This window comes from Duganella sp. CF458, assembly GCF_900113115.1.
In the GTDB taxonomy this organism is placed as follows: Bacteria; Pseudomonadota; Gammaproteobacteria; order Burkholderiales; family Burkholderiaceae_D; genus Rugamonas.
On record NZ_FOOF01000008.1, the window covers coordinates 245172 to 269895 of the forward strand.

At 63.4% G+C, this 24724-nt stretch carries 27 protein-coding genes; 21 read left to right on the forward strand and 6 right to left on the reverse strand.

All coding sequences use genetic code 11. The annotated features are described in order from the left end of the window. The first annotated feature begins 4 nt into the window (after nt 1-4). Nucleotides 5-427 carry a GNAT family N-acetyltransferase gene (locus BM269_RS14485; protein ID WP_090437966.1) on the forward strand — a complete coding sequence of 141 codons (423 nt, stop codon included), beginning with the start codon at nt 5-7 and terminating at the stop codon, nt 425-427. A 9-nt stretch (nt 428-436) separates the two neighbouring features. Then, nucleotides 437-694 carry a hypothetical protein gene (locus BM269_RS14490; protein ID WP_090437846.1) on the forward strand — a complete coding sequence of 86 codons (258 nt, stop codon included), beginning with the start codon at nt 437-439 and terminating at the stop codon, nt 692-694. On the opposite strand, the gene BM269_RS14495 is transcribed toward BM269_RS14490, so the two are convergent. The 3 genes from BM269_RS14495 to BM269_RS14505 are packed head-to-tail and all read right to left on the reverse strand — an operon-like array spanning nt 691 to nt 2728. After that, nucleotides 691-1437 carry an NRDE family protein gene (locus BM269_RS14495; protein WP_090437848.1) on the reverse strand — a complete coding sequence of 249 codons (747 nt, stop codon included), beginning with the start codon at nt 1435-1437 and terminating at the stop codon, nt 691-693. The genes BM269_RS14490 and BM269_RS14495 overlap by 4 nt on opposite strands. After that, on the reverse strand, nt 1428-1718 hold the full coding sequence (locus tag BM269_RS14500) for a DUF4936 family protein (protein ID WP_090437850.1): 291 nt from the start codon (nt 1716-1718) through the stop codon (nt 1428-1430). The genes BM269_RS14495 and BM269_RS14500 overlap by 10 nt, the downstream gene beginning before the upstream one ends. A gap of 2 nt (nt 1719-1720) precedes the next feature. Next, nucleotides 1721-2728 carry a CAF17-like 4Fe-4S cluster assembly/insertion protein YgfZ gene (locus BM269_RS14505; protein ID WP_090437852.1) on the reverse strand — a complete coding sequence of 336 codons (1008 nt, stop codon included), beginning with the start codon at nt 2726-2728 and terminating at the stop codon, nt 1721-1723. A 144-nt stretch (nt 2729-2872) separates the two neighbouring features. Here BM269_RS14505 and mltG point away from each other — a divergent pair, with 144 nt between their 5' ends. Genes mltG through BM269_RS14530 form a run of 5 tightly spaced genes read left to right on the forward strand, consistent with a single transcriptional unit; the run spans nt 2873 to nt 6395 of the window. Continuing rightward, nucleotides 2873-3862, forward strand: coding sequence for an endolytic transglycosylase MltG (gene mltG, locus BM269_RS14510; RefSeq protein ID WP_090437854.1), 990 nt, complete (start codon nt 2873-2875; stop codon nt 3860-3862). A gap of 2 nt (nt 3863-3864) precedes the next feature. Next, nucleotides 3865-4479, forward strand: coding sequence for a dTMP kinase (gene tmk / locus BM269_RS14515; protein WP_090437856.1), 615 nt, complete (start codon nt 3865-3867; stop codon nt 4477-4479). Beyond that, the gene (locus BM269_RS14520) at nt 4476-5495 is read left to right on the forward strand and encodes a DNA polymerase III subunit delta' (RefSeq protein ID WP_090437858.1); all 1020 of its coding nucleotides are present in this window, start codon (nt 4476-4478) and stop codon (nt 5493-5495) included. Before tmk ends, BM269_RS14520 begins: the two co-directional genes overlap by 4 nt. A 12-nt stretch (nt 5496-5507) precedes the next feature. Continuing rightward, complete coding sequence (locus tag BM269_RS14525; RefSeq protein ID WP_090437861.1) at nt 5508-5885, forward strand: PilZ domain-containing protein; 378 nt, start codon at nt 5508-5510, stop codon at nt 5883-5885. Nucleotides 5886-5888: 3 nt separating this feature from the next. Then, entirely contained in the window at nt 5889-6395 is a 507-nt protein-coding gene (locus BM269_RS14530; RefSeq protein ID WP_090437863.1) for a GNAT family N-acetyltransferase, read from the forward strand. On the opposite strand, the gene BM269_RS14535 is transcribed toward BM269_RS14530, so the two are convergent. Continuing rightward, nucleotides 6392-6754: a hypothetical protein gene (locus BM269_RS14535; protein ID WP_090437865.1), complete on the reverse strand. Its 363-nt coding sequence runs from the start codon at nt 6752-6754 to the stop codon at nt 6392-6394. The genes BM269_RS14530 and BM269_RS14535 overlap by 4 nt on opposite strands. A gap of 102 nt (nt 6755-6856) precedes the next feature. Between BM269_RS14535 and BM269_RS14540 the strand changes: the two genes are divergently transcribed. From BM269_RS14540 to fusA, 14 genes are all read left to right on the forward strand, one after another. Further along, nucleotides 6857-7636, forward strand: coding sequence for a TatD family hydrolase (locus BM269_RS14540; RefSeq protein ID WP_090437867.1), 780 nt, complete (start codon nt 6857-6859; stop codon nt 7634-7636). After that, a complete protein-coding gene (locus BM269_RS14545) occupies nt 7636-8322 on the forward strand; it encodes an ankyrin repeat domain-containing protein (protein WP_090437869.1) in 687 nt (228 codons plus the stop codon). The genes BM269_RS14540 and BM269_RS14545 overlap by 1 nt, the downstream gene beginning before the upstream one ends. A gap of 94 nt (nt 8323-8416) precedes the next feature. Next, nucleotides 8417-9328 (forward strand): class I SAM-dependent methyltransferase, encoded by a 912-nt coding sequence (locus BM269_RS14550; protein ID WP_090437968.1) that lies wholly within the window; start codon nt 8417-8419, stop codon nt 9326-9328. A 155-nt stretch (nt 9329-9483) separates the two neighbouring features. Then, the gene (locus tag BM269_RS14555; protein WP_090437871.1) at nt 9484-9681 is read left to right on the forward strand and encodes a hypothetical protein; all 198 of its coding nucleotides are present in this window, start codon (nt 9484-9486) and stop codon (nt 9679-9681) included. A gap of 94 nt (nt 9682-9775) precedes the next feature. Further along, nucleotides 9776-9988, forward strand: a complete 213-nt coding sequence (locus BM269_RS14560) for a hypothetical protein (RefSeq protein WP_090437873.1) — start codon at nt 9776-9778, stop codon at nt 9986-9988. Nucleotides 9989-10096: 108 nt separating this feature from the next. Continuing rightward, nucleotides 10097-11851 (forward strand): glycoside hydrolase family 2 protein, encoded by a 1755-nt coding sequence (locus BM269_RS14565; protein ID WP_090437875.1) that lies wholly within the window; start codon nt 10097-10099, stop codon nt 11849-11851. Nucleotides 11852-11950: 99 nt separating this feature from the next. Beyond that, on the forward strand, nt 11951-14539 hold the full coding sequence (locus BM269_RS14570; RefSeq protein ID WP_090437877.1) for an FAD-dependent oxidoreductase: 2589 nt from the start codon (nt 11951-11953) through the stop codon (nt 14537-14539). 15 nt (nt 14540-14554) lie between these two features. Then, nucleotides 14555-15703: a galactonate dehydratase gene (gene dgoD / locus BM269_RS14575; protein ID WP_090437879.1), complete on the forward strand. Its 1149-nt coding sequence runs from the start codon at nt 14555-14557 to the stop codon at nt 15701-15703. Continuing rightward, nucleotides 15697-16599 (forward strand): 2-dehydro-3-deoxygalactonokinase, encoded by a 903-nt coding sequence (locus BM269_RS14580; RefSeq protein WP_090437881.1) that lies wholly within the window; start codon nt 15697-15699, stop codon nt 16597-16599. Before dgoD ends, BM269_RS14580 begins: the two co-directional genes overlap by 7 nt. After that, complete coding sequence (locus BM269_RS14585) at nt 16599-17216, forward strand: 2-dehydro-3-deoxy-6-phosphogalactonate aldolase (RefSeq protein ID WP_090437883.1); 618 nt, start codon at nt 16599-16601, stop codon at nt 17214-17216. The genes BM269_RS14580 and BM269_RS14585 overlap by 1 nt, the downstream gene beginning before the upstream one ends. Continuing rightward, complete coding sequence (locus BM269_RS14590) at nt 17213-18262, forward strand: aldose epimerase family protein (protein WP_090437884.1); 1050 nt, start codon at nt 17213-17215, stop codon at nt 18260-18262. Before BM269_RS14585 ends, BM269_RS14590 begins: the two co-directional genes overlap by 4 nt. A gap of 1 nt (nt 18263) precedes the next feature. Further along, the gene (locus tag BM269_RS14595; protein WP_090437886.1) at nt 18264-19142 is read left to right on the forward strand and encodes an SMP-30/gluconolactonase/LRE family protein; all 879 of its coding nucleotides are present in this window, start codon (nt 18264-18266) and stop codon (nt 19140-19142) included. Continuing rightward, entirely contained in the window at nt 19126-19716 is a 591-nt protein-coding gene (locus tag BM269_RS14600) for a flavin reductase family protein (protein WP_090437888.1), read from the forward strand. The genes BM269_RS14595 and BM269_RS14600 overlap by 17 nt, the downstream gene beginning before the upstream one ends. A gap of 84 nt (nt 19717-19800) precedes the next feature. Further along, nucleotides 19801-21915 (forward strand): elongation factor G, encoded by a 2115-nt coding sequence (gene fusA / locus BM269_RS14605; RefSeq protein WP_090437890.1) that lies wholly within the window; start codon nt 19801-19803, stop codon nt 21913-21915. A gap of 44 nt (nt 21916-21959) precedes the next feature. Here the strand turns inward: fusA and BM269_RS14610 are convergent, their stop codons facing one another. Continuing rightward, complete coding sequence (locus BM269_RS14610; protein WP_139232747.1) at nt 21960-24209, reverse strand: putative bifunctional diguanylate cyclase/phosphodiesterase; 2250 nt, start codon at nt 24207-24209, stop codon at nt 21960-21962. A gap of 5 nt (nt 24210-24214) precedes the next feature. Beyond that, entirely contained in the window at nt 24215-24694 is a 480-nt protein-coding gene (locus BM269_RS14615) for a hypothetical protein (protein WP_090437893.1), read from the reverse strand. Between the last annotated feature and the right edge of the window lie 30 nt (nt 24695-24724).

Here is a 24724-nt window from a genome sequence, read left to right on the forward strand (position 1 = left end):
CGGCATGACGACAACACTCCGCTTTGGCGATTGGGCCGCCATGCAGGCCGATGCAAAACCGATCCGCATGGAAGTCTTCGTGCAGGAACAGAACGTGCCGGCCGACCTGGAAATGGACGACAGGGATGCCCTCTGCCTGCACGCGGTGGCATACGATGCCGCGGGCAAGGCGCTCGGCACCGGCCGCCTGCTGCCCGATGGCCATATCGGGCGCATGGCGGTGCTGCGCAGCGCGCGCGGTGCGGGCGTCGGCGGCGCGATCCTTGAAGGCCTGATGGAGAAGGCCCGCGAGCGCGGCGACGGCAAGGTTGTCCTCAGCGCCCAGACCCACGCGGCGGCGTTTTACCTGGCCCACGGTTTCGCCATGGCAGGTGATGTCTTCCACGAAGCGGGTATTCCCCACATCGAAATGCACTACGAATTCTAGGAGTTGAAAATGAAACGTTCGATCATCGCGCTCGCTGTTTGCGCAGTGTTTGGCGCGGGCTTCCTCGCCGGTTCCATCAGCCCGATCCAGGTCGCGCAGGCCCAGGTCGGCAGCCCGGGCATGCAATGGCCGGCTGCCGCCGCGGCGCCCGCCACGACCAACGGCCCGACCCATTTCTACGCCATCGATACCGGTACCCGCACCCTGATTTCCTGTTCCCGCCAGGGCAAGGAAAAACCATCCTGCGTGCGGGAGCAGCTGCCTTAACGGATCTGGACTTCGTGCAGCTCCGCCGGTGCGTCGGAATACAGCTTGACGACGGTGGAACTGCGCGTGCCGTAGTTGGGCGATTCGATTTTCACTGCCGACAGCAAGCGTTCAAGTTCCAGCGGGACGCCGGTTTCCGGCAAGCGCATGTCCGGCGCGCGGGTCGTGTCCGACAACATCTCGAAGTAGGCGTCTGCCGGGGCGCCCAGACACAGCAGGCTGGCGAATTGCGCCTTCGTCTTCAGCACCTTCGGCCATGCCGAGTCGAGCAGGGCGTTCGACAGGCCATAAATCCCCGGTTCCAGCGGTTGGCCGTTGCGCGGGTCGTCATTTCCCTTGTTCGAGTACCAGACCAGCTCCTGGCCGTCGCACAGGACCAGGTTGAAACCGTTGTACTCGCCAGCGGCCGGGGCGACCTGCGCCACATACTCCTGCGCCGTCGTGGCGCCTGCCAGGAAATCGGCCACCAGCTGGCCGCGTGATGGCGCCAGCGGATTGTGCTCCTGCGGATTGCGCACGTTGGTGATCGCGGCAAAGCGCGAAGGCCCGCCCTGGCCGGCTTCGGGGCGCGTAATTCCCATCCAGCTGCCGCCGGCCTTCAGATCCCGTCCCGCGTAAATATGCGGCGCATCCGGCCATGGCGCGGCCGGCGTCGTATCGCGGTCGTAGAATTCATCGCGGTTGGCCGCGGCAATCAGCGGCACCCCGGGCACCACCTGCCAGGCAAATACGATCAGGCACATGGCGGCAAATCCTCGAAGAGTTCAACATGGCGCGGCCCGCTGGTCCAGCGCGCCAGGCCGGCTTGCGCCACGGCGGCGTCGAGCGCGGCCACGAAAGCATCGCCGGCGATCGCTGGATACACTTCCATCCAGGTCTGCACGCCATCAGGGGCCAAGGGGCGGCGCTTAAGCTGCGCCGCCACCCCATGCGCCACCGACAGCGCTGACTGCATGGCGACGACCGCCCCCTGCAGGCCAGCCGCCTGTGCGGCCTGCACCTTGTAATACACGTAGAGGTCCATGTTCAGACGTCGAGCTTATCCAGCGCGTAGGGCAGGGGCTTGAACTGCAAGGCCGGCCCGCTGGCCGAGCCAAAGCGCACGTCGCCTGCTTCCAGCGCGTCCAGCTTCATTTCCACCAGGGCATCAACACCGCCCGCGCCATTGCGCGCCGTGTTGACCACCATGCCGCACGGTTGCGCCGGATCGGCCGGCGCGAAGACTTCGGCCCCCGGCGCCACCGACGCGTCGGCGATGGATGCCAGAGCGGTGCGGCGTTTCAGCTTGCCGAGGTATTGGCTGCGGGCCACGATTTCCTGGCCCGGATAACAGCCTTTCTTGAAGTTCACGCCACCCAGCAGTTCGAAGTTGACCATCTGCGGCACAAACTGCTCCTGGGTGCCCGGGCCGACCTGCGGCACGCCTGCATGGATCTCGGACAGGCGCCAGGCTTCATTGCCGCCCACCAGCAGGCGGTCCTTCAGCATGGAAGCGGCCATGGAGGCGGTGTCCGCCGCAGCCAGCCACAGGTAGCGCGGCGCGCCGAAGGCGTCGGCCACGCGCAGCACGGTGCCAAGCGGATGATCGATCTTGCTGAACGGCTTGGCCGGCAGCACGTCGAACCAGGTCTGCAGCACCGCTTCCGCATCGCCGCCGCCGAGGGCCAAGGTCACGTATTGCTCCGTGACGTCGGCCGGCTTGGTCTTGCTGCGCAGGATGAACATCTGCAAGCGTTTCTGCACCGCCGGCTGGATCGCGCGCGGCAGTTGCAGGAAGATCGATTCTGCTGTCTTCCACATCAGGAAGGACGCCAGCATGCGGCCCTTGGGCGAGCAATAGCCGGCCAGGCGCACCTCGCCCAGCCCCAGGTGTTCGACGTCGTTGGTCAACTGCTTATGCAGGAAGCTGGCCGATTCTTCGCCGGTAAAAGCGATCAGTCCCTGGTCGCCCAGCGGGGCGACAAAACCGCTTGCCAGCTGGCTGGTGGTCAGGGTTTCGTGTTCCTGTGTTAAAAGTTGATTCCAGTTATTCATAAAGTTCCGTATTCTGGCGATGAAAGCATTATCATTACGGCCTTCATTATAGTGATCCCGCGCAAATTCCGCCGGGGGCTTGGAAAAGGCTGTCGTCCAGGCTGAAACTGGTTCAAGATTGAGTTACCGAACGGGCATTTGGAAATGGCGTTTATCAAGAAGTCGATCGCACTGGGAATGTTGGCCGTGGCCGGGGCCATGGGCGGGTTTGCCTGGTGGGCGGGCCAGCCGGTCATTGGCCAGGAACCGGCCATAGAATTCACGATCAGCAAAGGCAGTGGTGCCAGCGCCGCCGGGCAGCAAATGGTCGCCGCCGGCGTGCCGATCCAGCCGCTGATGTTCAACCTGCTGGCGCGGGTGACTGGCAAGAGCGGCCAGCTAAAGGCTGGCACGTACGAGCTGAAACCTGGCACAACGCCGATGCGCCTGATCGGCCAACTGGTGCGTGGCGAGTTCGCCCAGGAATCGTTGACCATCATCGAGGGCTGGACCTTCCGCCAGATGCGCCAGGCGATTGCCGCGCATAGCGGCCTGAAGCACGATACAGCCGAGCTCAGCGACCGCGAGCTGATGGCGCGCATCAATCCCGATTTCAAGGATCCCGAAGGCCTGTTCTTCCCTGATACTTATCTGTTTGCCAAGAATTCCAGCGAACTGGCCATCTTCCGCCAATCGCACAGCATGCTGATGAAGCGCCTGGACGAGGCGTGGGGCAAACGCGATCCCGGCTTGCCGTATAAAAACCCCTACGAGGCGCTGACCATGGCTTCCATCGTGGAGAAGGAAACCGGCCAGAAGTCCGAGCGCAATATGATTGCCGCCGTGTTCGTGAACCGCCTCAAGCTGGGCATGCTGCTGCAGACCGACCCGACCGTCATTTACGGCATCGGGCCCAAGTTCGACGGCAATATCCGCAAGAAAGACCTGGAAACCGACACCCCGTACAATACCTATACCCGGGTGGGCCTGCCGCCGACCCCGATCTCGCTGCCGGGCGTCGCCTCGCTGGCGGCCGCGCTGGCCCCGGCCAAATCGGGCGCGCTGTACTTTGTGGCGCGCGGCAATGGCACCAGCCAGTTCTCCGACAACCTGACCGACCATAACCGGGCGGTCAACCAGTATCAAAAGCAATAACAATGACAACACGCGGTAAATTCATCACTTTTGAAGGCATCGACGGTGCCGGCAAGTCGACCCATATCCAGTTTGTCGGCGAGCTGGTCAAGGCACGCGGCCTGGAGCTGGTCAGCTCGCGCGAACCGGGCGGCACCCCGCTGGGCGAAAAGCTGCGCGAACTGTGGCTGCACCAGGCCATGCATGTCGAAACCGAAACCCTGCTGGTGTTCGCCAGCCGTCGCGAGCACCTGGCGCAAGTCATCGAACCCGGCCTGGCGCGCGGCGCCTGGGTCATTTCGGACCGGTTTACCGACGCCAGCTTCGCCTACCAGGGCGGTGGCCGCGGCCTCAGCCGTGAAAAGCTCGACATCCTGGCGCATTGGGTGCACCCCGACCTGGAGCCGGACCTGACCATCCTGTTCGACGTGCCGCTGGAAGTGGCGCGCGCCCGCCTCGACGCCACCCGCGACCTGGACCGCTTCGAACGCGAGAAGGCCGACTTCTTCATGGCCACCCGCGCCGAATACCTGCGCCGCGCCGCGGAGGCGCCGCAGCGCTTCCGCGTGATCGACTCCACCCGCAGCATTGCCGACATCCAGGCCGAGCTGGCCAGGATCGTGGGAGCGCTTGCTTGAGCGGCCAGGTCTACCCGTGGCAGCAAGGCGCCTGGCAACAGCTGCAGCAGCTGCGCCAGCGCATGCCGCATGCCATCCTGTTCCATGGCGCGCATGGCACCGGCAAGGCCGACTTCATCGAACAGTTTGCCCAGGCGCTGCTGTGTGAAAACGCGCGCCCGGACGGCCATGCCTGCGGCGCATGCCCAAGCTGCGGCTGGTTCCAGCAACACAGCCACCCGGACTACCGCCGCGTGCGGCCGGAGATGTTCGAAGATGAGCCGGCGGAAGGCGAGGAGGGCGAAGATAAGAAGGCCGCCAAGAAAGCGCCTTCCAAAGAGATCAAGATCGAGCAGATCCGCGCCCTGGCCGACTTCATGAATATTTCGACCCACCGCCAGGGCTTGCGCGTGGTGGTGCTGTACCCGGCTGAAGCGCTGAACATGCCGGCCTCGAATGCCCTGCTGAAAACACTGGAAGAGCCGCCTCCGGGCACCGTCTTCCTGCTGTCCTCCAACGGGCTGGACCGTGTCCTGCCGACCATCCTGTCGCGCTGCCGCAAGTTCAGCATGCCCATGCCGTCGCACGCCGAAGCGCTGGCCTGGCTCAAGGAGCAGGGCGTGCCCGACGCCGATAGCTGGTTGCGCGAGCAGGGCGGCTCGCCCTTGGCCGCGGTGGCTGCCTCCGAAACGGGCAATCGGGAAGAATTGGACGCTTTCTTGCAATATTTGGCCCGCCCAAGTGTGGAAGGCGCACTGAAAACTGCCGATAAATTGCAGAAAGTACCACTGAGTGCCTTGGTTTCGTGGCAACAACGCTGGCTTTACGACCTGTTTTCGTACAAACTTGCAGGTAACATCCGTTATTATCCGCGGTACCAGCGTGAGCTGGCCGGATTGGCGGACAAGGTGAACATCAGCCGCCTGATGGGAGCGATCAAGGGCGCCAATGAAAGGCGCGCGACATCCGACCATCCGCTGTCGCCGAAATTGTTTATTGAAGATATGCTTCTTGACTACACTGCTTGCTGTAGCTGAAGAAAGGAAAAAATGAGCGCAAGCCCTAACGATCCAGGCACCGCAGCCGTCAACCGGCCAACGGTGTTATCCCTCGCAATCAAGGAAAAGGCAGCCCTGTATGCGGCCTATATGCCTTTCCTGAAGCAGGGCGGCATGTTCGTGCCGACCCAGAAGCCGTACAAGATCGGCGACGAGATTTACCTGTTGCTGACGCTGATGGACGATCCGAACAAGTACGCGATTGCCGGCAAAGTGGTGTGGATCACGCCGCCCGGCGCGGCCAACAACAAGACGCAAGGAATCGGCGTGCATTTCCCGGACGACGAGACCGGCACCCGCACCCGCCTGCGGATCGAGGAAATCCTGGGCGCCGCACTGCGCTCGTCCCGCGCCACCCACACGCTGTAACGCATGACGAAGTTCCGCCACCGCCTCGCCACGCTCGACGATTTACCTACCATAGTCGCGATTTACAACAGCACCATCGCCTCGCGCGAGGTGACTGCCGATACCGAGCCGGTGTCGGTCGAATCGCGCCTGCCCTGGTTCCACGACCACCAGCCGGCGCGCCGGCCGCTGTGGGTCATCGAGGAGTCCGGCCGCGATGGCATCATCGGCTGGATTTCGTATTCGAACTTCTATGGCCGGCCGGCTTATTCGGGCACGGCGGAGGTCTCGATCTATATCGATGAAGACTGGCGCGGCAAAGGCGTGGGCCGCTATGCGCTGCAGGAAGCGATCGCTTTTGCGCCGCAGGTGCAGGTTCACACGGTGCTCGGCTTCATCTTCGGCCACAACCAGCCATCGCTGGCGCTGTTCGCGAAGTTCGGTTTCGAAACCTGGGCCAAGCTGCCGCGCGTCGCCAATCTCGACGGCATCGAGCGCGACCTGATCATCCTCGGCAAGCGCGTCGCTTAAAAGGCGCCCGCCAGCCGGGCGATGATGCCCAGGACCAGCGCCAGGATCGATAACAAAGCGCTGAAGGTCCAGCGAAATCCGCGTTGCATCTCCTGGCGTAGCTCTTTGACCGACTCGGCGCGCGCGGCACGCTCTTCGCTTGAGGCGCGCTCCAAGGCACGTCGAAGCTCGGTGAAGCCTGCCTCCATAGCGTTTCGATGATCCGCGAAGCCTGCGTCCATGCTACTGCGCAATGCGGCCATTTCCGTTCGCTGCTCAATAAACCCGCGTTCCATCGTCGCGCGTAACTCGGCCTGCCCCTGAAGCAATGACTTCTGGCATTTTTTCAACGCTGCGATCTCGGTTTCTGCTTTCGACATGCGTTCCTGGATTCCGCTACTTGGCGTGGCAGCATCCACGCGGTCTTGACATTGGACAGGCGCATTCCGGATAAGTTCCGCAATTTTCGATAAAATGCCGGGATGTTTATCGATTCCCACTGCCATATCGACTTCCCGGAGCTGGCCGCCCGGATGCCTGAAATCCTCGCCAAGATGGCGGAAAATAAAGTCAGCCACGCGCTGTGCGTCTCGGTCGACTTGCCGGACTTTCCGCGCGTACTCGCGTTGGCCGAGCAATACCCGCACATCTACGCTTCGGTCGGCGTGCATCCCGATTACGAGGACACGCCTGAACCTGGCGTCGAACAACTGGTCGAGTTGGCCAAGCACCCCAAGATTGTCGCCATCGGTGAAACCGGCCTGGATTATTACCGCCTGGAGGGTGACCTGGAGTGGCAGCGCGAACGCTTCCGCACCCATATCCGCGCCTCGCGCGCCTCGCGCAAGCCCTTGATCATCCACACCCGCTCGGCCTCGGAAGACACCATCCGTATCATGCGCGAGGAAGGCGCCGGCAGTGACAAGGGCGGCGTGGCCGGCGTCATGCACTGCTTTACCGAATCGCTGGAAGTCGCGCGCGCCTCGATGGAACAGGGCTTCTACATTTCCTTCTCCGGCATCGTGACCTTCAAGAGCGCGAAAGAGCTGCAGGCGGTAGCACTGGAAGTGCCGCTGGAACGCATGTTGATCGAAACCGATTCGCCTTACCTGGCGCCAGTGCCGTATCGCGGCAGGATGAATGAACCGGGCTACGTGGCGCACGTCGCGGAATTCATCGCCAAGTTGAAGGGCGTTCCGGTGGAAAGAGTCGCCGAGCAGACGTCGGCCAATTTCTTCGAGCTCTTCAAGGCTGCCGCCTGATGACCAGCCGCCGTCGGGCAAGCGTCTTCCTGGCCGGCGTGGTGCTGGCGGCATTCGGCGGGCCGCTATATGCCAACCCGGCAGCCGAGGAAACCGATGTGGAAGCCGACAAGGTCGCCTTCTTCCGGGCCGTCCAGATCGACGACGACCGGGCGGTGAAAGCTATCCTCGCCCGGGGCCTGGATCCCAACCTGCACGACCCGGAACGCGGCGAAACCGGCCTCATCATCGCCATGCGCAACGACGCGATGAAGGTCGCCCGATTGCTGCTCAGCCATTCCGGGCTGAAAGTCGATGCGCAATCTCCCAATGGCAACACCGCCCTGATGATGGCGGCTTTGCAAAAAAACAAGGCTGCCGTCCTGGCACTGTTAGGCAAGGGGGCACAGGTCAACCGTCCCGGCTGGACCGCCCTGCATTACGCAGCCGCAGCCGGCGACCTCGAGATCATGAAACTGCTGCTCGAGCGCCACGCTTATATCGACGCCGCGTCGCCCACCGGCACCACCCCGCTCATGCTGGCGGCCCGTGAAGGCCAGGAAGACGCGGTCAAGCTGCTGCTGGAGGAGGGGGCCAACGCCAAACTCAAGGACCGTGCCTGGCGTGAAAATGCCGCCCAGTTCGCCATCCGTGCCCAGAAACCGTGGATCGCCGAGCAAATCCGCCGGCACCTCAGCGGCAAATAGGACGGTATTTCCCTTTCATATCGTGCAAATGGCCAAATGCGCTTGGGGCGACAATCCTACTGTCGAAAACCCACCGCGCGCCCGCGCCACTGCCATGCTGAACGAACGCGAAATCGAAAGCTGCTACCTCGGCCAGTTCATCCCGGTGCATTACCACCACAATATGCTGATGGATGCCAACCGCATGCACAACTTCAAGGCCGCCATCGATTACGTGGTGAAGCCCGGCATGAAGGTGCTGGAACTGGGCGGCGGCACCGGCGTGCTGTCCTTCTTCGCGGCACAGAAGGCTGAAAAGGTCTATTGCGTCGAATTCAACCCGGAGATGGTGCAGGAAGCGCGCAAATTCCTCGCCATGAACAACAATGGCGCGCGCGTCGAGGTGGTCCACGCGGACGCCTTCGAATACCTGCCGCCGGAACCGGTCGACCTGGTGATCTGCGAAATGATCCACGTCGCCATGCTGCGCGAGAAGCAAGTCGAGGTGATCGAGCATTTCAAGCAGCGCTACCTGCAACGCTTCGGCGGCCCGTTGCCGGTATTCATGCCGGAAGCGGTCCTGATGGCTGTCCAGCCCGTGCAGCAGGATTACGATTTTGATGGCTTTATTGCCCCGATCGTCCAATTCCAGCAGCCCGGACAGCTCCAGAACGGCACAGTGGAACTGGCCCAGCCCCAGGTCTATGCCCTGATCGATTTCACCCAGCCCAACGAAATGCTGTACCGCTGGGAAGGCCGGTTCATCGCCGAACGCGACGGCCAACTGAACGCACTGCGCTTCATCACCAAGAATATCCTCGCCGTAGTGCCCGAGCGCAATAGCACGATCGACTGGCTGAACCACTACATGACCTTGCCGCTCGCCGAGCCGGTGCGGGTGCGTGCCGGCAAGGCCGTACAGCTCAGCTTTGCCTACCGCGCCGGTGGCCAGATCCAGTCCCTGCAAGCCACTATGCAGGCGGGCCTGGTGCTGGCGGACGCGGCGCTCGTGCTTGCCGGGACCTGATACTTCGCCGGCACGCGATACGCGCGCCGGCGGGGCTTGCAGTTCGTCCCCATTTTCTGGCAGCTCGTCGCCTGCCAACGCATTTGGTCGCATGTCCGTTGTCCGGGCCGGACGTCCGCTATAAAGTTGCCTCAACTTCAATCGGAGGTAATGGGATGTTCGGTTTCATCTTATGGCTGTTGTTGTTGTTCCTGTGCTGGCCGCTCGCCTTGCTGGCACTGGTCCTGTACCCATTCGTCTGGCTGCTGATGCTGCCACTGCGCCTGCTCGGCATTGGTGTCGAGGCGGTGTTCGAACTCCTGCGCGCCATTGTCATGCTGCCGGCACGCATCCTGGGCGGTTCGCCGCGGTAAGCAGCAGTCAAAAGCAGTAATCAGCAGTAAACAGCGGCAAGGTGTTGGCGTGACTTGGGCTGCCGATGTAGGATGCGGCGAACAGGAGGCACGCATGAACACGAAGGGCCGCGCCAATCTTCGCAACGATGTTTTTACCGCGGCCTTGATCGACCACGGCCTCGCCATGCAGGGCATCGCCGGTCCGAAGGCTGCCTACCTCTATCTTGTCCAGCGCCGCATTCCGCTGCTCATCATCAAACGCGTCATGTCGAGTCCACGCGAGCGCCGCCAGCCCGGCGCGGCGGGTTTGCCGCCTGATCGCTAAAGGCGCTCTGCGCGGCGTCGACAATTTTTCCAGTTCGTATCGAAACCGCTCTGCACCATTCCCGCTGCTACGATGACCCGACGAAAAATAATTCGGGCAGGGGAAACAATGAATCAATTCGAATACCCGCGGCCCCAGCTGGTCCGCGATGCATGGCAATGCCTGAACGGTGAATGGGAATTTGAATTCGACGATGAGCACAGGTTCAGCCTGCCGTCCGATCCGATTCCATGGTCGCGCAAGATCACCGTTCCGTTTGCACCGGAAGCGGCCGCCAGCGGCATCGGCGATACCGGTTTTCATCCCGCCTGCTGGTACCGCTGCCGTTTCAATGTCGCGCAGCGCGGCGCGCGGACCTTGCTGCACTTTGGTGCCGTCGATTATCAGGCGCGGGTATGGATCAACAACCATATGGTGGCCGAACACGAAGGGGGCCACACCTCCTTCACGGCCGACATCACGGATGAACTGATCGAAGGCGAGCAAACCCTGGTTGTGTTGGTGGAAGACGATCCGGCCGACCTGGCCAAGCCGCGCGGGAAACAGGACTGGCAGCGCGAGCCGCATTCGATCTGGTATCCGCGCACGACCGGCATCTGGCAAACCGTGTGGATCGAAAACGTGGCGGCCACCTATATCCGCAAGTTGCGCTGGACCCCCATCTTCGATGGCTACGAGCTGGGCTGCGAGGTGTTGGCCGGCGGTGACGCCTGTGCCGAGCTGGCAGTCGAGGTCAGGGTGTGGCTCGGCCAGCGGCTGCTGGCCGCCGACAGCTACCTGCTGGTGGGCCAGGAAGCCAACCGCAAGATAGCCCTGTCCGACCCCGGCATTGACGACTCGCGCAATGAGCTGCTGTGGAGCCCCGAGCGTCCCACCTTGCTTGATGCCGAGCTGACGCTGTATGCCAATGGCCAGTTGCTGGACCGTGTCCGTTCCTATACGGCGATGCGTTCCGTGTCGATCAACCGCGACCGCTTCATGCTGAACGGCCGTCCCTACCAATTGCGCCTCGTGCTGGACCAGGGTTACTGGGTCGACAGCTTGATGACGGCGCCTTCCGACAATGATCTGCGGCGCGATGTCGAACTGGCCAAGGCAATGGGCTTCAATGGCGTGCGCAAGCACCAGAAGATCGAAGACCCGCGCTACCTGTACTGGGCCGACCGGCTCGGGCTGCTGGTCTGGGAGGAAATGCCGTCCGCCTACGCCTTTAGCGCGCGTTCCATGACGCGCCTGGTGCATGAATGGAGCGAAGCAATCGATCGCGACTATAGCCATCCCAGTGTGATTGTGTGGGTTCCGTTCAATGAATCCTGGGGTGTGCCGAACCTGACGGCGGTGCAGGCACATCGCAACGCGGTGGAAGCGCTGTATCACCTGACGCGCATGCTTGACCCGACACGGCCGGTCATCGGCAACGATGGCTGGGAAGCGTCGGCCACCGATATTCTCGGCATCCATGACTATGATCCCGACCCGGACCGGGTACGCCAGCGCTATGAAGTCACCGATCCGGTGCGCACCTTGTTCGACCAGCGCCGCCCCGGCGGACGCATCCTGACACTGGACGGTTTCCCGCACCGCGGCCAGCCGATCGTGTTGACCGAGTTTGGCGGCATTGCGTTCGATCCCAATGCGCCCGAGCACCACACCTGGGGCTACTCGCGCCAGAACAATGCGGAAGCGTATCTCGAGCATTACCGCGCCCTGCTCAAGGTGGTGAACGAAACCGCGATGTTCAGCGGTTTCTGCTACACCCAGTTTGCCGACACCTTCCAGGAGACGAACGGCTTGCTGAATGCCGACCGCAGTCCCAAGATCCCGCTGGAACAGATCAGCGCCGCGACACGCAACGCGCCTTAGTTGGGCCTTAGTTGCACGTTAGTCGCGCGTCAGCGTGTCAACGCATTGCAGCAATCGATTCGACTGGCAGGCAGGCTCTGTCAAAACAAGGAGAGTGACATGCAGACTTTGATCGTATTTTGCCACCTGCGCTGGGATTTCGTGTTCCAGCGTCCCCAGCACCTGCTCACCCGCCTGGCCAAGCATTACAAGGTGGTGGTGGTCGAAGAGCCGGTGCATGAGGAAGGGGAGGCGCGCATGGTCATCTCGCATCCCGCGCCCAACCTGACGGTATGCCAGCCGCATACGCCGGTACAGGCCCACGGCTTCCATGATGACCAGATCCCCTTGCTGCAACCCTTGGTGTCGGCGCTGGCGCCGGAAGGCGAACAGGTGCTGGTCTGGTTCTACACGCCGATGGCGCTGCCGCTGCTGCAAGGCCTTCACCCTTCGCTGGTGATCTACGATTGCATGGACGAGCTGAGCGGCTTCAAGAATCCGCCCAAGCAGCTGCTGCAGCGCGAGACGGCCTTGCTGAATATTGCCGACCTGGTGTTTACCGGCGGCCCCAGCCTGTTTGAGGCCAAGCGCTCGCGCCACGACAATGCCCATTGTTTCCCGAGCAGCGTCGATGCCGCGCATTTCGGGCAGGCCCTGGTACGCAGCAATGACCACCCCCTGCAAGCGGCCATCCCGCATCCGCGCCTGGGCTTTTTCGGCGTCATCGATGAGCGTTTCGACGCCGGCCTGGTGGCCGCTATCGCCGATGCGCATCCCGCGTGGCAGCTGGTGCTGGTAGGGCCGGTGTTCAAGATTGATCCTGCTTCGCTGCCGCAGCGCCGGAACGTCCATTACCTCGGCCAGCAATCCTACCAGGCCTTGCCGCAATTCCTTGCCGGCTGGGACGTTTGCCTGCTGCCGTTTGCGCTGAACGAGGCCACGCGCTTCATCAGTCCGACCAAGGTACTGGAATACATGGCGGCCGAACTGCCGATTGTGAGCACGGCGATCCGCGACGTCGAACAGCCCTATGGCGGCATCGTGGCCATCGGCCATGACCACCAGGAGTTCATTGCGCACTGCGAGGCGGCGTTGACGCAGGGTGCCGGGCAGGCCGCAGCCATGGTACAGGCCATGCGTGATGTGGTGGCCCGCACTTCATGGGATGCCACGGCTGAACACATGCTTGCGCTGATGGCGCAGACGGCGCCGGGAGGCAAAGCGGCACGCCTGGCCGGCGATACCGACGGCGCGGCCGCCAAGCTCAACCCGCTGCGCAGCCCAGCCAACACGCCGCACTACGGCAGCATAGTGATTGGCGGTGGCCCGACCGGCTTGTCCACCGCCTACCATGTGGGCGCGGACAACCTGCTGCTGGAACGCAATTCTTCCGTCGGCGGCTGGTGCCGTTCGATCAAGGACGCTGGCTTCACTTTCGACTATGCCGGGCACATCATGTTCTCCAACGATCCATACGTGCTGGATCTGTACGACAAGCTGCTGGGGGAGAACCAGCATTGGCAAATGCGCGAAGCCTGGGTTTACAGCAAGGATGTGTACACCCGCTATCCCTTCCAGGGCGCGCTCTATGGCTTGCCGCCGGACGTGATCAAGGAATGCATCCTGGGGGCGATCGAAGCCCGCTACGGCGAGGCAACAGCGACGCCTTCCTGCGCCAGCCCTGAAGTGGAGGATTGCTGCGCAGACGGCAGTGCCGAAGCAGCCAGGGCCGGCCCGCAGGCACGCGAACAGACGACGCAAAGTTTTGAGGAATTCATCTATAAGGTGTGGGGCGCGGGTATTGCGAAGCATTTCGCGATCCCCTATAACCGCAAGCTGTGGACCGTGCCGTTGAGCGAGATGGAAACCTCATGGCTGGGTGGCCGCGTGCCGCTGCCCAACCTGGCTGAGATCATCGACGGCGCTCTGCAGCCGGTGGCCCGTCCGATGGGGCCGAATGCACGTTTCGGCTACCCTCGCAAGGGCGGCTTCCAGGCGTTGATGAATGGCTTCCTGCCGCATATCCGGGGCAAGATCGAGCTCAACGCCGAAGTGGCCCAGGTGCTGCCGGAAGCGCATACCGTGACCCTGGCCGATGGGCGGCGCTTCCAGTACGAAAAGCTGGTCAGCACCATGCCGCTGCCGGAACTGGTGCGGCTGATCGGCACGGCAGCGCCACCCGAAGTGCGCGAAGCGGCACGCGGATTGCGCCATATCTCGATCCGCTGCGTGAATATCGGCATCGCACGCACGGGTGTCACCGACAAGCACTGGATCTACTATCCGGAAGACAGCATTTTCCACCGCATCTTCGTGCAGGGAAATGCCAGCGGCGAATGCAATGCACCAGGCGGCTTCGGCTTCACTTGCGAGATTTCCTACTCGCCGTGGAAGCCCTTGCCGCTGGATGGCGACGCGCTGATCCAGCGCTGTATCGCAGACGCCATCAAGGTCGGTTTCATGCGCGCTGACGACAAGGTGCTGGTGGCCAACCAGGTCGATATGCCGATCGCTTACGTGGTCTACGATCACCAGCGCGCGCGCAATGTGGCCACCGTCCGGGATTGGCTGGCCCAGCACGATATCCTGCTGGCGGGCCGCTACAGCGAGTGGGAATACTACAATTCCGACCATGCTTTCCTGGCCGGCAAACGGGCTGCGGAGCAGGTGGCGCGGCAGCGCAGCCGCGTGGCGCCACGGGCTTCCTGATCGGCGGCGGCGATCATGAAGATCACGAAATTGAGTACATACCGGGTCGCCCCGCGCTGGATGTTCCTCAAGATCGAGACGGACGAAGGTGTCAGCGGCTGGGGCGAGCCGGTGATCGAGGGCCGGGCGCGGACGGTGGAAGCCGCCGTGCACGAACTGGGCGAACTGCTGGTCGGGCAGGAACCGTCGCGTATCAACGACCTGTGGCAAGCCATGTACCGTGGCGGCTTCTATCGCGGCGGCGCGGTGTTCATGAGCGCCATCGCCGGCATCGACCAGGCGCTGTGGGATATCAAGGGCAAGGTCCTGGGTGTGCCGGTGTATGAGCTGCTGGGCGGGCGGGTGCGCGATCGCATGAAGATTTACAGCTGGGTAGGTGGCGACCGGCCGGCCGATATCGTGGCGGGCATCGAGACCTTGCGCGCGATCGGGCTGAATACCTTCAAGATGAACGGTACCGAGGAAATGGCCATGCTGGACAGTGCCGCAGCGGTCGACGCGGCGGTGGAACGCATTGCCGGCATCCGCGATGTGTTCGGCTACGAGATCGAATTCGGCATCGACTTCCATGGCCGCGTGGCCTGGCCCATGGCCAAGCCCTTGCTGCGGGCGCTGGAACCCTACCGGCCCTTGTTCGTGGAAGAGCCGGTGCTGGCCGAACAGTCCGAATACTACCGGCGCCTGTCCGACATGACCAGTATTCCGCTGGCAGCCGGCGAGCGCATGTTTTCGCGCTTCGAGTTCAAGAAAGTCCTGGAGCAGGGCGGCTTGGCCATCCTGCAGCCCGACCTGTCGCACGCCGGTGGCATTTCAGAGTGCCTGCGCATTGCCGCCATGGCCGAAGCCTACGATGTCACGCTGGCGCCGCATTGTCCGCTTGGGCCGGTGGCGCTGGCCGCCTGCCTGCAGGTGGACTTCGTTGCCTACAACGCGGTGCTGCAGGAGCAGAGCATGGGCATCCATTACAACCAGGGCGCCGAACTGCTGGACTATGTCCACAATGCGGCCGACTTCCGCATGGAGGGCGGCTATATCGCACCCTTGCCGCTGCCGGGCCTGGGTGTCGATATCAACGAGGAACGGGTCATCGAAGCCAGCCGCGCCGCGCCCGATTGGCGCAACCCGCTGTGGCGGCATGCCGATGGCAGTGTGGCCGAATGGTAGCGCCAGCCTGCCTGCTGGGCATCGACTGGGGCACCAGCAACCGGCGCGCCTATGTGATCGGCGCAGACGGCGCCTGCCTGCGAAAGCATGAAGACGCCTTGGGCGCGCTTGCCGCGCAGGGCCATTTCGCCGAGGCGTTGCAGGCTTTGCGGCAGCAGCTCGACCTCGATGCCCTGGTTCCAGTGGTCATGTCGGGCATGGTGGGCAGCGCGCAAGGCTGGCAGGAAGTGGCCTACCTCGATAGCAGCGTGCCGCTGGCGCGCTTGCCCGACACGCTGGTGCCGGTCAGCGGCGCCGCCGGCTGTTTCATCGTTCCAGGCTACTGCTATCGCGAACATGGCAGCATCGATGTCATGCGCGGCGAGGAAACCCAGCTCCTCGGGGCGCTTTTGCGCCAGCATGGCGATGGCAGTTATGTACTGCCGGGCACGCACAGCAAATGGGTGGAAGTGAGCGATGGCACGATTTCGCGCCTGACCACCTACATCACGGGCGAGCTGTATGCAGCATTGCGCTCATCGGGCACCCTGGCTGGGCTGATGGCCGAAGGGCAAGCGGATGCCGAAGCCCTGCGTGCCGGCGCCAACCGTGCGCAAAGCGCCGAAGCCCTGAGCCATACTCTGTTCGAGGCGCGCGCCCGCGTCGTGGCGGGCGGGTCGAGTGCCGGTGAAACGCGTTCCTATGTCAGCGGCCTGCTGATCGGCACCGAGTTCGCAGCGCGCCGTGACGAGGCGCCAGCCGGCGCCGGCGGCATGCCAGTGCTGCACCTGATCGCGTCGCATGAGTTGACGGCGCCGTACCGCGAAGTGGCGCAAATGCTCGGCTATGCCACGCAGCTGATCGACCCGGACCAGGCTTACTGCGCAGCGCTGGCACGCTTCATGGAGGCAATCTGATGAGCGCAATCGACGACTATCAGCCGCCATTGGTGGCGATCCTGCGGGGCCTGACGGAGGCGGAGGCGCCGGCCGTCGCAGCGGCACTGTTCTACAGCGGTTTCCGCATCCTCGAAGTGCCCTTGAACCGGCCGGGCGCGCTCGAATGCATCCGCCTGCTGGACCGCATCAAGCCCGGTGATGCACTGGTCGGCGGCGGCACCATGACAACGGTTGCCGACGTCGATGCCGTCCATGCCGCCGGCGGCCGCATCATGGTGGCCCCGAACTTCGATCCGGCCGTCATGCAGCGTGCCCGCGCACTGGGCATGCTGACGCTGCCTGGCGTTGCCACCCCGACCGAAGCCTTGGCGGCCTTGGCCGCGGGTGCCGACGCCATCAAATGGTTCCCGGCCGAGACGCTTGGGCCGAGCGGGCTGCGCAGCGTGAAGACCATCCTGCCGCCGTCGGCCAGGTTATGGCCCGTCGGCGGGGTGAGCGCGGGAAACCTGCACGAATGGATGCGCGCCGGCGCCGATGGATTCGGGATCGGCGGCCGCCTGTATGAGCCGGGCATCGCCTTGCCCGAGCTGGAGTCAAGGGCGCGCGAACTGGTCGCGGCCTGGCGCGCGCGATGAAGCCTTGTGTCGACAGCCGGCTGTTTGGCGAGCTCGCCAATGGCGAGCCGGTGATGGAGTTCACGCTCGACAACGGGCAGGGCATGCTGTTGTCCGTGCTCGATTATGGCTGCATCATCCGCAGCTGGCGTGTGCTGGCGCGGCACGGTGCGCCGGTCGATTTCGTGCTGGGCTTCGACACCTTGCTCGATTACGAGCGCGACACGGCATACTTCGGCGCCGTGGTGGGGCGCTTCGCCAACCGGATTGGCGGCGGCCGCTACCAAAGCGATGGCAACCATGTCCAATTGACGCAGAACGAGGGCGGGAATCACCTGCACGGCGGGCGGCGCGGCTTTCACAAGCAATGCTGGCAGGGGCATGCCAGCGGCGACAACGAGCTGGCCCGCATCAGCATGTGCCGCCTCAGCCGCGATGGCGAGGAAGGCTATCCCGGCAACCTGCTGGTCATGGTGACTTATGAGCTCACTGCCAGCGGCGAACTGCGCTGCTGCTACCAGGCCATCCCCGACCAGCCAACGCCGGTCAGCATCAGCCAGCACAGTTACTTCAATCTGGCAGGCGAGGGCGATATCCTTGGGCATGAACTGTGCGTCGACGCGGCACGCTACCTGCCGGTGGGGCCGGAGTTGCTGCCGACAGGGCAGCTGCAAGAGGTGGACGGCGGGCCGTTCGATTTTCGCCTCAGGCGGCGGATCGGCAACGCCTTGGCCGAGGCGCACCCGCAACTCGCGCTGGCCCATGGTTATGACCACAATTTCGTGCTGGCGCGCGGACCGGGGCCGCAGGCCAGCCTGGCCGACCCGGCCTCGGGCCGCCGGATGGATATCTATACCAACTGCCCCGGGCTGCAGTTCTACAGCGGGAATTACCTCGACGGCACGCTGGGCGGCAAGGGGCGCGACTTGACGCGCCATGCCGGGCTGTGCCTGGAGCCGCAGCATTTCCCGGATGCGCCGAACCAGCCCGGTTTCCCCGATGCGATCTGCCGTCCCGGTGCTCCCTACAGCGCGAACACGCGCTACGTCATCGACAGGTGGAGGTGAAATGGAGCTGATTGTCGATGCCCAGAATGCGCTGGGCGAATGCATTGTCTGGTGCGGGCGCACGCAAGCGCTGCTGTGGACCGATATCCTGGGCCGCAAGCTGTGGCGCCACCGTCCTTCCAGCGGGGAAACCAGGCAATGGGACATGCCGGAGCGCCTGGCATCGTTCGCGCTGACCGCCGCGGAAGGCCGCTTGCTGCTTGGCCTGGAAAGCCGCTTGGCCTGGTTCGACTTGGCCACGGGCGAGGCGATGACCATCGTTGAGGTCGAAGCCGATGTTGCCGCAACCCGGATCAACGATGGCCGCTGCGACCGCCAGGGGCGCTTCGTGTTCGGCACCATGAACGAGGCAATCGGCAGGGCGCCGGTCGGACGCTTTTACCGGCTTGGCCACAATCGCCAGCTCGAACTGCTGCCGTTGTCGCCGGTGGCAATTGCCAACAGCATCTGCTTTAGCCCGGACGGCGCCACCATGTACTTCTGCGACTCCTTGTCCGGCTTGATCCGCTGTTGCGATTACGGCGACGACGTATCGGGCGAACGTATCTTCGCCCACCTGCCGCCGGGCTGCGGCGAGCCCGATGGCTCCGTGGTCGATGCCGACGGTTTCCTGTGGAATGCCGAATGGGGCGCGAGCCGGATCGTGCGCTACCGGCCCGACGGCAGCGTCGAGCGCGCCGTCGCGGTCCCGGTCAGCCAACCGACTTGCCCGGTGTTTGGCGGACCGGACTTGAACCAGCTCTTCGTGACCAGCGCCCTGGTGGACCTGCTCGAAAGCGAGCGCTATGCCGGCGGCGTATTCGGCATGCCGGTGACGGATGCGGTCGGCCTGCCGGAAGTCCGTTTCGGCGCTAAAATGGGCGATGACTCAGCAATTTGAACACTTCAAGCCAGTTGCGCTGAACCACGCCAGCCGCCTGCTCAACCACGGCCCCACCGTCCTTGTCGCCAGTGCCCATGAAGGGCGCCGCAATATCATGGCCGCGGCCTGGTCGATGCCGGTGGAATTCACGCCGCCGCGCATCGCCGTCGTGATCGACAAGCATACCTTCAGCCGCGAACTGATCGCTGCCAGCGGCGTGTTCGCGCTCTGCATTCCGGGCGCCGCAGCGGCGGACCTGGCTTACGCGGTCGGCACGGCGAGCGGCCGGGAAAGCGATAAATTCGCGCGCTTCGGCATCGAGGCGCGGACCGGGGAAGCCACCGGCGCGCCGCTGATCGCCTCGGGCTGCGTAGCCTGGCTCGAATGCCGCCTGATCCCTGAGCGCCATGCCGAAGATGCGTACGACACCTGCTTCGCCGAAGTGGTCGCCGCCGCGGCGGATGAACGTGTATTTTCCGAAGGGCATTGGTCATTCCGCGAGGACAATGCCGACCTGCATACGCTGCACCATCTTGGTGCCGGTGTGTTTGCGCGCGCGAGTACGATGATAAAGGCGAAAGCGCTCCCTTGATTTCTTGTTGAGCCGCCCAATCTTCGCACTCCTGTTACTGATAGAATCGAAGATGCCCGCAAGGCATCGTTCAAGGAGATTGTGATGAGCCGCAAGACACCTATCGAGCGTTACCGCAATATCGGCATCAGCGCCCACATCGACGCTGGCAAGACCACGACGACGGAGCGCATCCTGTTTTACACCGGGGTCAACCACAAGCTGGGCGAGGTGCACAATGGCGCCGCGACCATGGACTGGATGGAACAGGAGCAGGAACGCGGCATCACCATCACCTCGGCAGCCACCACCGCCTTCTGGAAAGGCATGGGCGGCAATTTCCCCGAGCACCGGATCAATATCATCGACACGCCGGGGCACGTCGACTTCACGATCGAAGTCGAGCGCTCGATGCGCGTGCTCGATGGCGCGGTCATGGTGTACGACTCGGTCGGCGGCGTGCAGCCGCAGTCGGAAACCGTCTGGCGCCAGGCCAACAAGTACAAGGTGCCGCGCCTTGCCTTCGTCAACAAGATGGACCGGGTTGGCGCGGACTTCTTCCGCGTGCAGCAGCAGATCAAGGACCGCCTGAAGGGCACCGCCGTGCCGATCCAGATCCCGATCGGCGCCGAGGAAAACTTCCATGGCGTGGTCGACCTGGTCAAGATGCGCGCCATCATGTGGGACGACGAGACGCTGGGCGTCAAGTTCACCTATGAAGACATACCCGCCAGTTTACAAGACCTGGCGCAGCAGTGGCACGACCATATGATCGAGGCCGCCGCTGAAGCGACGCCCGAACTGACGGAGAAATACCTGAACGGCGAAACGCTGACCGAAGACGAGATCAAGGCCGCGCTGCGCGCGCGCACCATCCGTAACGAGATCGTGCCGATGCTGGCCGGCAGCGCCTTCAAGAATCGCGGCGTGCAGGCCATGCTCGATGCGGTGATCGAGTACCTGCCGTCGCCGGTCGACGTGCCGGCGATCGCGGGCCACGATGAGGACGACAAGGAAATCGAGCGCCATCCTTCGGATGAGGAGCCGTTCTCCGCGCTCGCCTTCAAGATCATGACCGACCCGTTTGTGGGCCAGTTGACGTTCTTCCGCGTGTATTCGGGCATCGTCAATTCCGGCGATACGGTCTACAACCCGACCAAGACGCAGAAGGAACGCCTGGGACGCATCCTGCAGATGCACGCCAACGAGCGCAAGGAGATCAAGGAAGTGTTCGCGGGCGATATCGCGGCCGCCGTGGGCTTGAAGAACGTGACCACCGGTGACACGCTCAGCAATCCGGACCAGGTCATCATCCTGGAGAAGATGGTGTTCCCCGAGCCTGTGATTTCGCAGGCGGTGGAACCGAAGACCAAGGCCGACCAGGAGAAGATGGCGATTGCCCTGAACCGCCTGGCGCAGGAGGATCCGTCGTTCCGCGTGCATACCGACGAGGAATCGGGCCAGACCATCATGTCCGGCATGGGCGAGCTGCACCTGGAAATCCTGGTGGACCGCATGCGCCGCGAGTTCAGCGTCGAAACGACGGTGGGCAAGCCCCAGGTGGCGTATCGAGAAACCGTGACCAAAGCGGTGAGCGATATCGAGGGCAAGTTCATCAAGCAGTCAGGCGGCAAGGGGCAGTACGGCCACGTGGTGCTGAAGCTGGAACCGATGGAAGCGGGCAAAGGCTTCGAGTTCGTCGACGCCATCAAGGGCGGTGTGGTGCCGCGCGAGTTCATTCCGGCGGTGGAGAAGGGGATCCGCGAGACGCTGACCACCGGCGTACTGGCGGGCTACCCGGTGGTCGACGTGCGCGCCACGCTGACCTTCGGCTCCTACCACGACGTGGATTCGAACGAGAACGCCTTCCGCATGGCCGGTTCGATGGCGTTCAAGGAAGGCATGCGCAAGGCTGACGCGCAGTTGCTGGAGCCGATGATGCACGTCGAGGTGGAGACACCCGAGGAATTCATGGGCAATGTGATGGGCGACCTGACCACGCGGCGTGGCATGGTGCAGGGCATGGACGAAATTCCGGGAGGCGGCGGCAAGCAGGTTCGCGCGCTGGTGCCGCTGGCGGAGATGTTCGGCTACTCGACCTCGCTGCGTTCGCTGACGCAGGGCCGGGCCACCTACACCATGGAGTTCCAGCACTACGCGGCGGTGCCGAGGCACATCCTCGACCAGGTGGCGACGGCCCGCGCCTCAGCAAGGCACTGAGCGGGGCACCAGGCCGCGCATTAAGCCGCGCACTAAGCCGCGCATTAAGCCGGTTCGAGCAAGGCCGCGAATTCGTCGGCCGGGACAGGGTGGCCATACAGGTAGCCCTGTCCCTGTTCGCAGCGCAGCAGCTTGAGCAGCTTGGCTTCTTCTTCCGTCTCGATCCCCTCGGCCACGACCTTGAGGTCAAGGTTGTGCGCCAGGGATACCACCGTGCTGACCAGGCCCATATAGCCTGCGTCCTGCGACATGCGGGTGACGAAGGAACGATCGATTTTCATCACGTCCACCGGCAGGCTGACCAGGTAGGACAGCGAGGAATATCCGGTGCCGAAATCGTCGATCGCCACCGGTACGTCCAGGGCGCGGACCTTGCTCAGGATTTCAACCACGCGGTCATGATCGGAGACCAGCGAGCTTTCCGTGATTTCAATCGAGAGCGGCCGATTGTCGGCGCCGGCGGTATGCAGGGCATGCTCGATATCGTTGAACAGGGAATCGCAGCGGAACTGCGCCGGAGCCACGTTGACGGCGATCTGCGGCGGCTGCAGGCCCGCATCGTGCCAGGCGCGCCAGTCCTGCATGGCGCGCTGCATGACCTGGCGGCCAACGGCGATCACCAGGCCGGTGCGCTCCAATTCCGGCACGAATTCCGACGGCGACACCAGCCCGCGCTGCGGATGGCGCCAACGCACCAGCGCTTCGGCGCCCGTCAGCTTGCCGGTGCGCAGGTCGATCTTCGGCTGGTAGAAGTTGACGAACTCCTGGCGTTCGAGCGCTTCGCGCAATTCCACTTCAAGGCTGATCTGGCGCGCCACCACGCGGTCGGCGGCACGGTCGTACTGCCCGAAACGCAGGTCGAGGTCGCGCGCGGCGGACAGTGCATCCCAGGACTTCACCAGCAACTCGTCGGCGGTCGTGCCGTCGTCCGGCAGCGCCGCGGCGCCGGCATTGATGGTGCACCAGATCTTGTGTTCCTTGACCTGGTAGGCGCCTTGCAGCATCGGCACCGCCGTTTCGTGAATGAATTCCGCGGCCGTTTGCGTGCCATGTGCCGGCAGGAACACCGCAAAGCGGCCGACGCCGACGTGGGCCAGCAGCATGCTCTCGGCCACCACCGAGCGCAGGCGCTGGGCGATGTGGCGCATCAGGCCGACGGCGGCGGCATTGCCGTAGGCCGAGCTGATCTCGTCGAAGCGGTTGATGTTGATCAGCAGGACCGTGCCGCGCGCGTCGGAAGCGGCCAGGGCGGCAATTTCCTCTTCAAACTGCAGGCGGCTCGGCAGCCCGGACAGCACATTGGTGCGCGCCAGGCGATGCATTTCCTGCGCGTTGACCAGGCGTTCGATGCCGTAGCTCAGTTCATTGCTCAACTCACCGGCGCGCTCGCGGTAGAAGGCGTCGAAATGGTGCTCGCGCCGCGAGTAAAAGGTGGCCACGCCCCAGGGCTGGTTGTTGACGAATAGCGGAACCGCCATGCATGACGCGATTTCATGGCCCTTGCGCGAACCGGATTGCACACGGCCGGTGGCTAGTACATGGCCCGCCAGTTCCGCCGCCAGCCAGTCGGGCGGGTGCTCGCCCGCGCTCCAGTGGCGCTCCTGGCCTTCGCGGCTGGCCGAGGCGAACAGGTACAGCGTGCCGTCGTCGGCGCGGCGGCTGATGGCCGCGCAATCGAGGCTGGGCTGGTGGGCCGCGAGGCGGCAGGCGTCCAGGCACAGCTGCTCCAGCGTGCGCGAGCGCGGGATCAGGGCGCTCAGGCGCGACAGCAGCACGTAGAAGTTATCGTGGCGGATCAGCGCGCGTTCTTTTTCCACCTCGGTAGTGACATCGATCGCGGAGCCGCCGGTAAAGGACTCGCCATTCACATGGATCGGGAACTTGTGCACCAGCCAGTGGCGCTTGCCCTCATCGGTCGTCTCCATGGTCTTGGTGACGTCCGGATTCTCCGGCGTTGCGCCATCCTGCTGTTCCAGGCCGCCGCCCATGACGTAATCGCCCTCGGCATCCTTGATCCAGAGCGGGGCCGGAGCATGCTCGGCGAATCCGGCCAGGAAGCCTTTGGCGCGGGCCAGGCCTTGGCGCAGGCTGTGTTGGGTGCGCACGCATTGCGCCAGGTCGGCCAGCGCGGCATGCTGATCGTCGGAATAGTTTTCGGGCAAATAAGTAAATAACAGCTGCTCATCCGCCAATGCCTCGGCCGGCACCGGCTTGCCGCACACAAATCCAGCCAGCCGCTGCAATTCTTCAAGCGAACTGGACTGCAAATGTTCAATGGATGTGCGCTTGTTCATTTCAATCACATCAGTTTGAACTTGAGTTGCACGGATAAAGCGCCATGCAGACGTTCCTTGTATGTAGGTACGATAGCAAAGTTAACGCCAACGCGTTGATATTCCACGCTGATGACGGGAATTGCCGCGAGGAACCATCCGCCGTCGCGCATTTTCGGATAGCCATTAAAGCCGCCGACGACCGCGCCCAGGCGCACCGGGCCGATCGACCACGGCTGGTAATAAACGCCGGCGTAATTCGACATGTGGCGATCGCTATTATGGAAGCGGCCGGCAGTCACGGAGGCAACAGTGGAAAAACGGTATTCAGCGCCGAAACCGGGGTTGGTGTCGTCGAAACCTTTGTCGCGCTGGAAGTGATAAGAGTAGAAACCGGGATTTACCCAAAGTTCGGATAAAGGCTGGTTTTCAATCACTGAAAAGGTGTCGGCAAGCGCCGGCAGCGACAGGGCAGCAAAAGTAGCCCCGAGTAAAAGCTTTTTCATTTATTTCCAAAAATTTAATGACTGCGGGTG

What these genes read in the sequence shown, in the direction of transcription:
- BM269_RS14485 (WP_090437966.1), top strand. Translation starts at nt 5, where the DNA reads ATGACGACAACACTCCGCTTTGGCGATTGGGCCGCCATGCAGGCCGAT.
- BM269_RS14490 (WP_090437846.1), top strand. Translation starts at nt 437, where the DNA reads ATGAAACGTTCGATCATCGCGCTCGCTGTTTGCGCAGTGTTTGGCGCG.
- BM269_RS14495 (WP_090437848.1), bottom strand. Translation starts at nt 1,437, where the DNA reads ATGTGCCTGATCGTATTTGCCTGGCAGGTGGTGCCCGGGGTGCCGCTG.
- BM269_RS14500 (WP_090437850.1), bottom strand. Translation starts at nt 1,718, where the DNA reads ATGGACCTCTACGTGTATTACAAGGTGCAGGCCGCACAGGCGGCTGGC.
- BM269_RS14505 (WP_090437852.1), bottom strand. Translation starts at nt 2,728, where the DNA reads ATGAATAACTGGAATCAACTTTTAACACAGGAACACGAAACCCTGACC.
- mltG (WP_090437854.1), top strand. Translation starts at nt 2,873, where the DNA reads ATGGCGTTTATCAAGAAGTCGATCGCACTGGGAATGTTGGCCGTGGCC.
- tmk (WP_090437856.1), top strand. Translation starts at nt 3,865, where the DNA reads ATGACAACACGCGGTAAATTCATCACTTTTGAAGGCATCGACGGTGCC.
- BM269_RS14525 (WP_090437861.1), top strand. Translation starts at nt 5,508, where the DNA reads ATGAGCGCAAGCCCTAACGATCCAGGCACCGCAGCCGTCAACCGGCCA.
- BM269_RS14530 (WP_090437863.1), top strand. Translation starts at nt 5,889, where the DNA reads ATGACGAAGTTCCGCCACCGCCTCGCCACGCTCGACGATTTACCTACC.
- BM269_RS14535 (WP_090437865.1), bottom strand. Translation starts at nt 6,754, where the DNA reads ATGTCGAAAGCAGAAACCGAGATCGCAGCGTTGAAAAAATGCCAGAAG.
- BM269_RS14540 (WP_090437867.1), top strand. Translation starts at nt 6,857, where the DNA reads ATGTTTATCGATTCCCACTGCCATATCGACTTCCCGGAGCTGGCCGCC.
- BM269_RS14545 (WP_090437869.1), top strand. Translation starts at nt 7,636, where the DNA reads ATGACCAGCCGCCGTCGGGCAAGCGTCTTCCTGGCCGGCGTGGTGCTG.
- BM269_RS14550 (WP_090437968.1), top strand. Translation starts at nt 8,417, where the DNA reads ATGCTGAACGAACGCGAAATCGAAAGCTGCTACCTCGGCCAGTTCATC.
- BM269_RS14555 (WP_090437871.1), top strand. Translation starts at nt 9,484, where the DNA reads ATGTTCGGTTTCATCTTATGGCTGTTGTTGTTGTTCCTGTGCTGGCCG.
- BM269_RS14560 (WP_090437873.1), top strand. Translation starts at nt 9,776, where the DNA reads ATGAACACGAAGGGCCGCGCCAATCTTCGCAACGATGTTTTTACCGCG.
- BM269_RS14565 (WP_090437875.1), top strand. Translation starts at nt 10,097, where the DNA reads ATGAATCAATTCGAATACCCGCGGCCCCAGCTGGTCCGCGATGCATGG.
- BM269_RS14570 (WP_090437877.1), top strand. Translation starts at nt 11,951, where the DNA reads ATGCAGACTTTGATCGTATTTTGCCACCTGCGCTGGGATTTCGTGTTC.
- dgoD (WP_090437879.1), top strand. Translation starts at nt 14,555, where the DNA reads ATGAAGATCACGAAATTGAGTACATACCGGGTCGCCCCGCGCTGGATG.
- BM269_RS14580 (WP_090437881.1), top strand. Translation starts at nt 15,697, where the DNA reads ATGGTAGCGCCAGCCTGCCTGCTGGGCATCGACTGGGGCACCAGCAAC.
- BM269_RS14585 (WP_090437883.1), top strand. Translation starts at nt 16,599, where the DNA reads ATGAGCGCAATCGACGACTATCAGCCGCCATTGGTGGCGATCCTGCGG.
- BM269_RS14590 (WP_090437884.1), top strand. Translation starts at nt 17,213, where the DNA reads ATGAAGCCTTGTGTCGACAGCCGGCTGTTTGGCGAGCTCGCCAATGGC.
- BM269_RS14595 (WP_090437886.1), top strand. Translation starts at nt 18,264, where the DNA reads ATGGAGCTGATTGTCGATGCCCAGAATGCGCTGGGCGAATGCATTGTC.
- BM269_RS14600 (WP_090437888.1), top strand. Translation starts at nt 19,126, where the DNA reads ATGACTCAGCAATTTGAACACTTCAAGCCAGTTGCGCTGAACCACGCC.
- fusA (WP_090437890.1), top strand. Translation starts at nt 19,801, where the DNA reads ATGAGCCGCAAGACACCTATCGAGCGTTACCGCAATATCGGCATCAGC.
- BM269_RS14610 (WP_139232747.1), bottom strand. Translation starts at nt 24,209, where the DNA reads ATGAACAAGCGCACATCCATTGAACATTTGCAGTCCAGTTCGCTTGAA.
- BM269_RS14615 (WP_090437893.1), bottom strand. Translation starts at nt 24,694, where the DNA reads ATGAAAAAGCTTTTACTCGGGGCTACTTTTGCTGCCCTGTCGCTGCCG.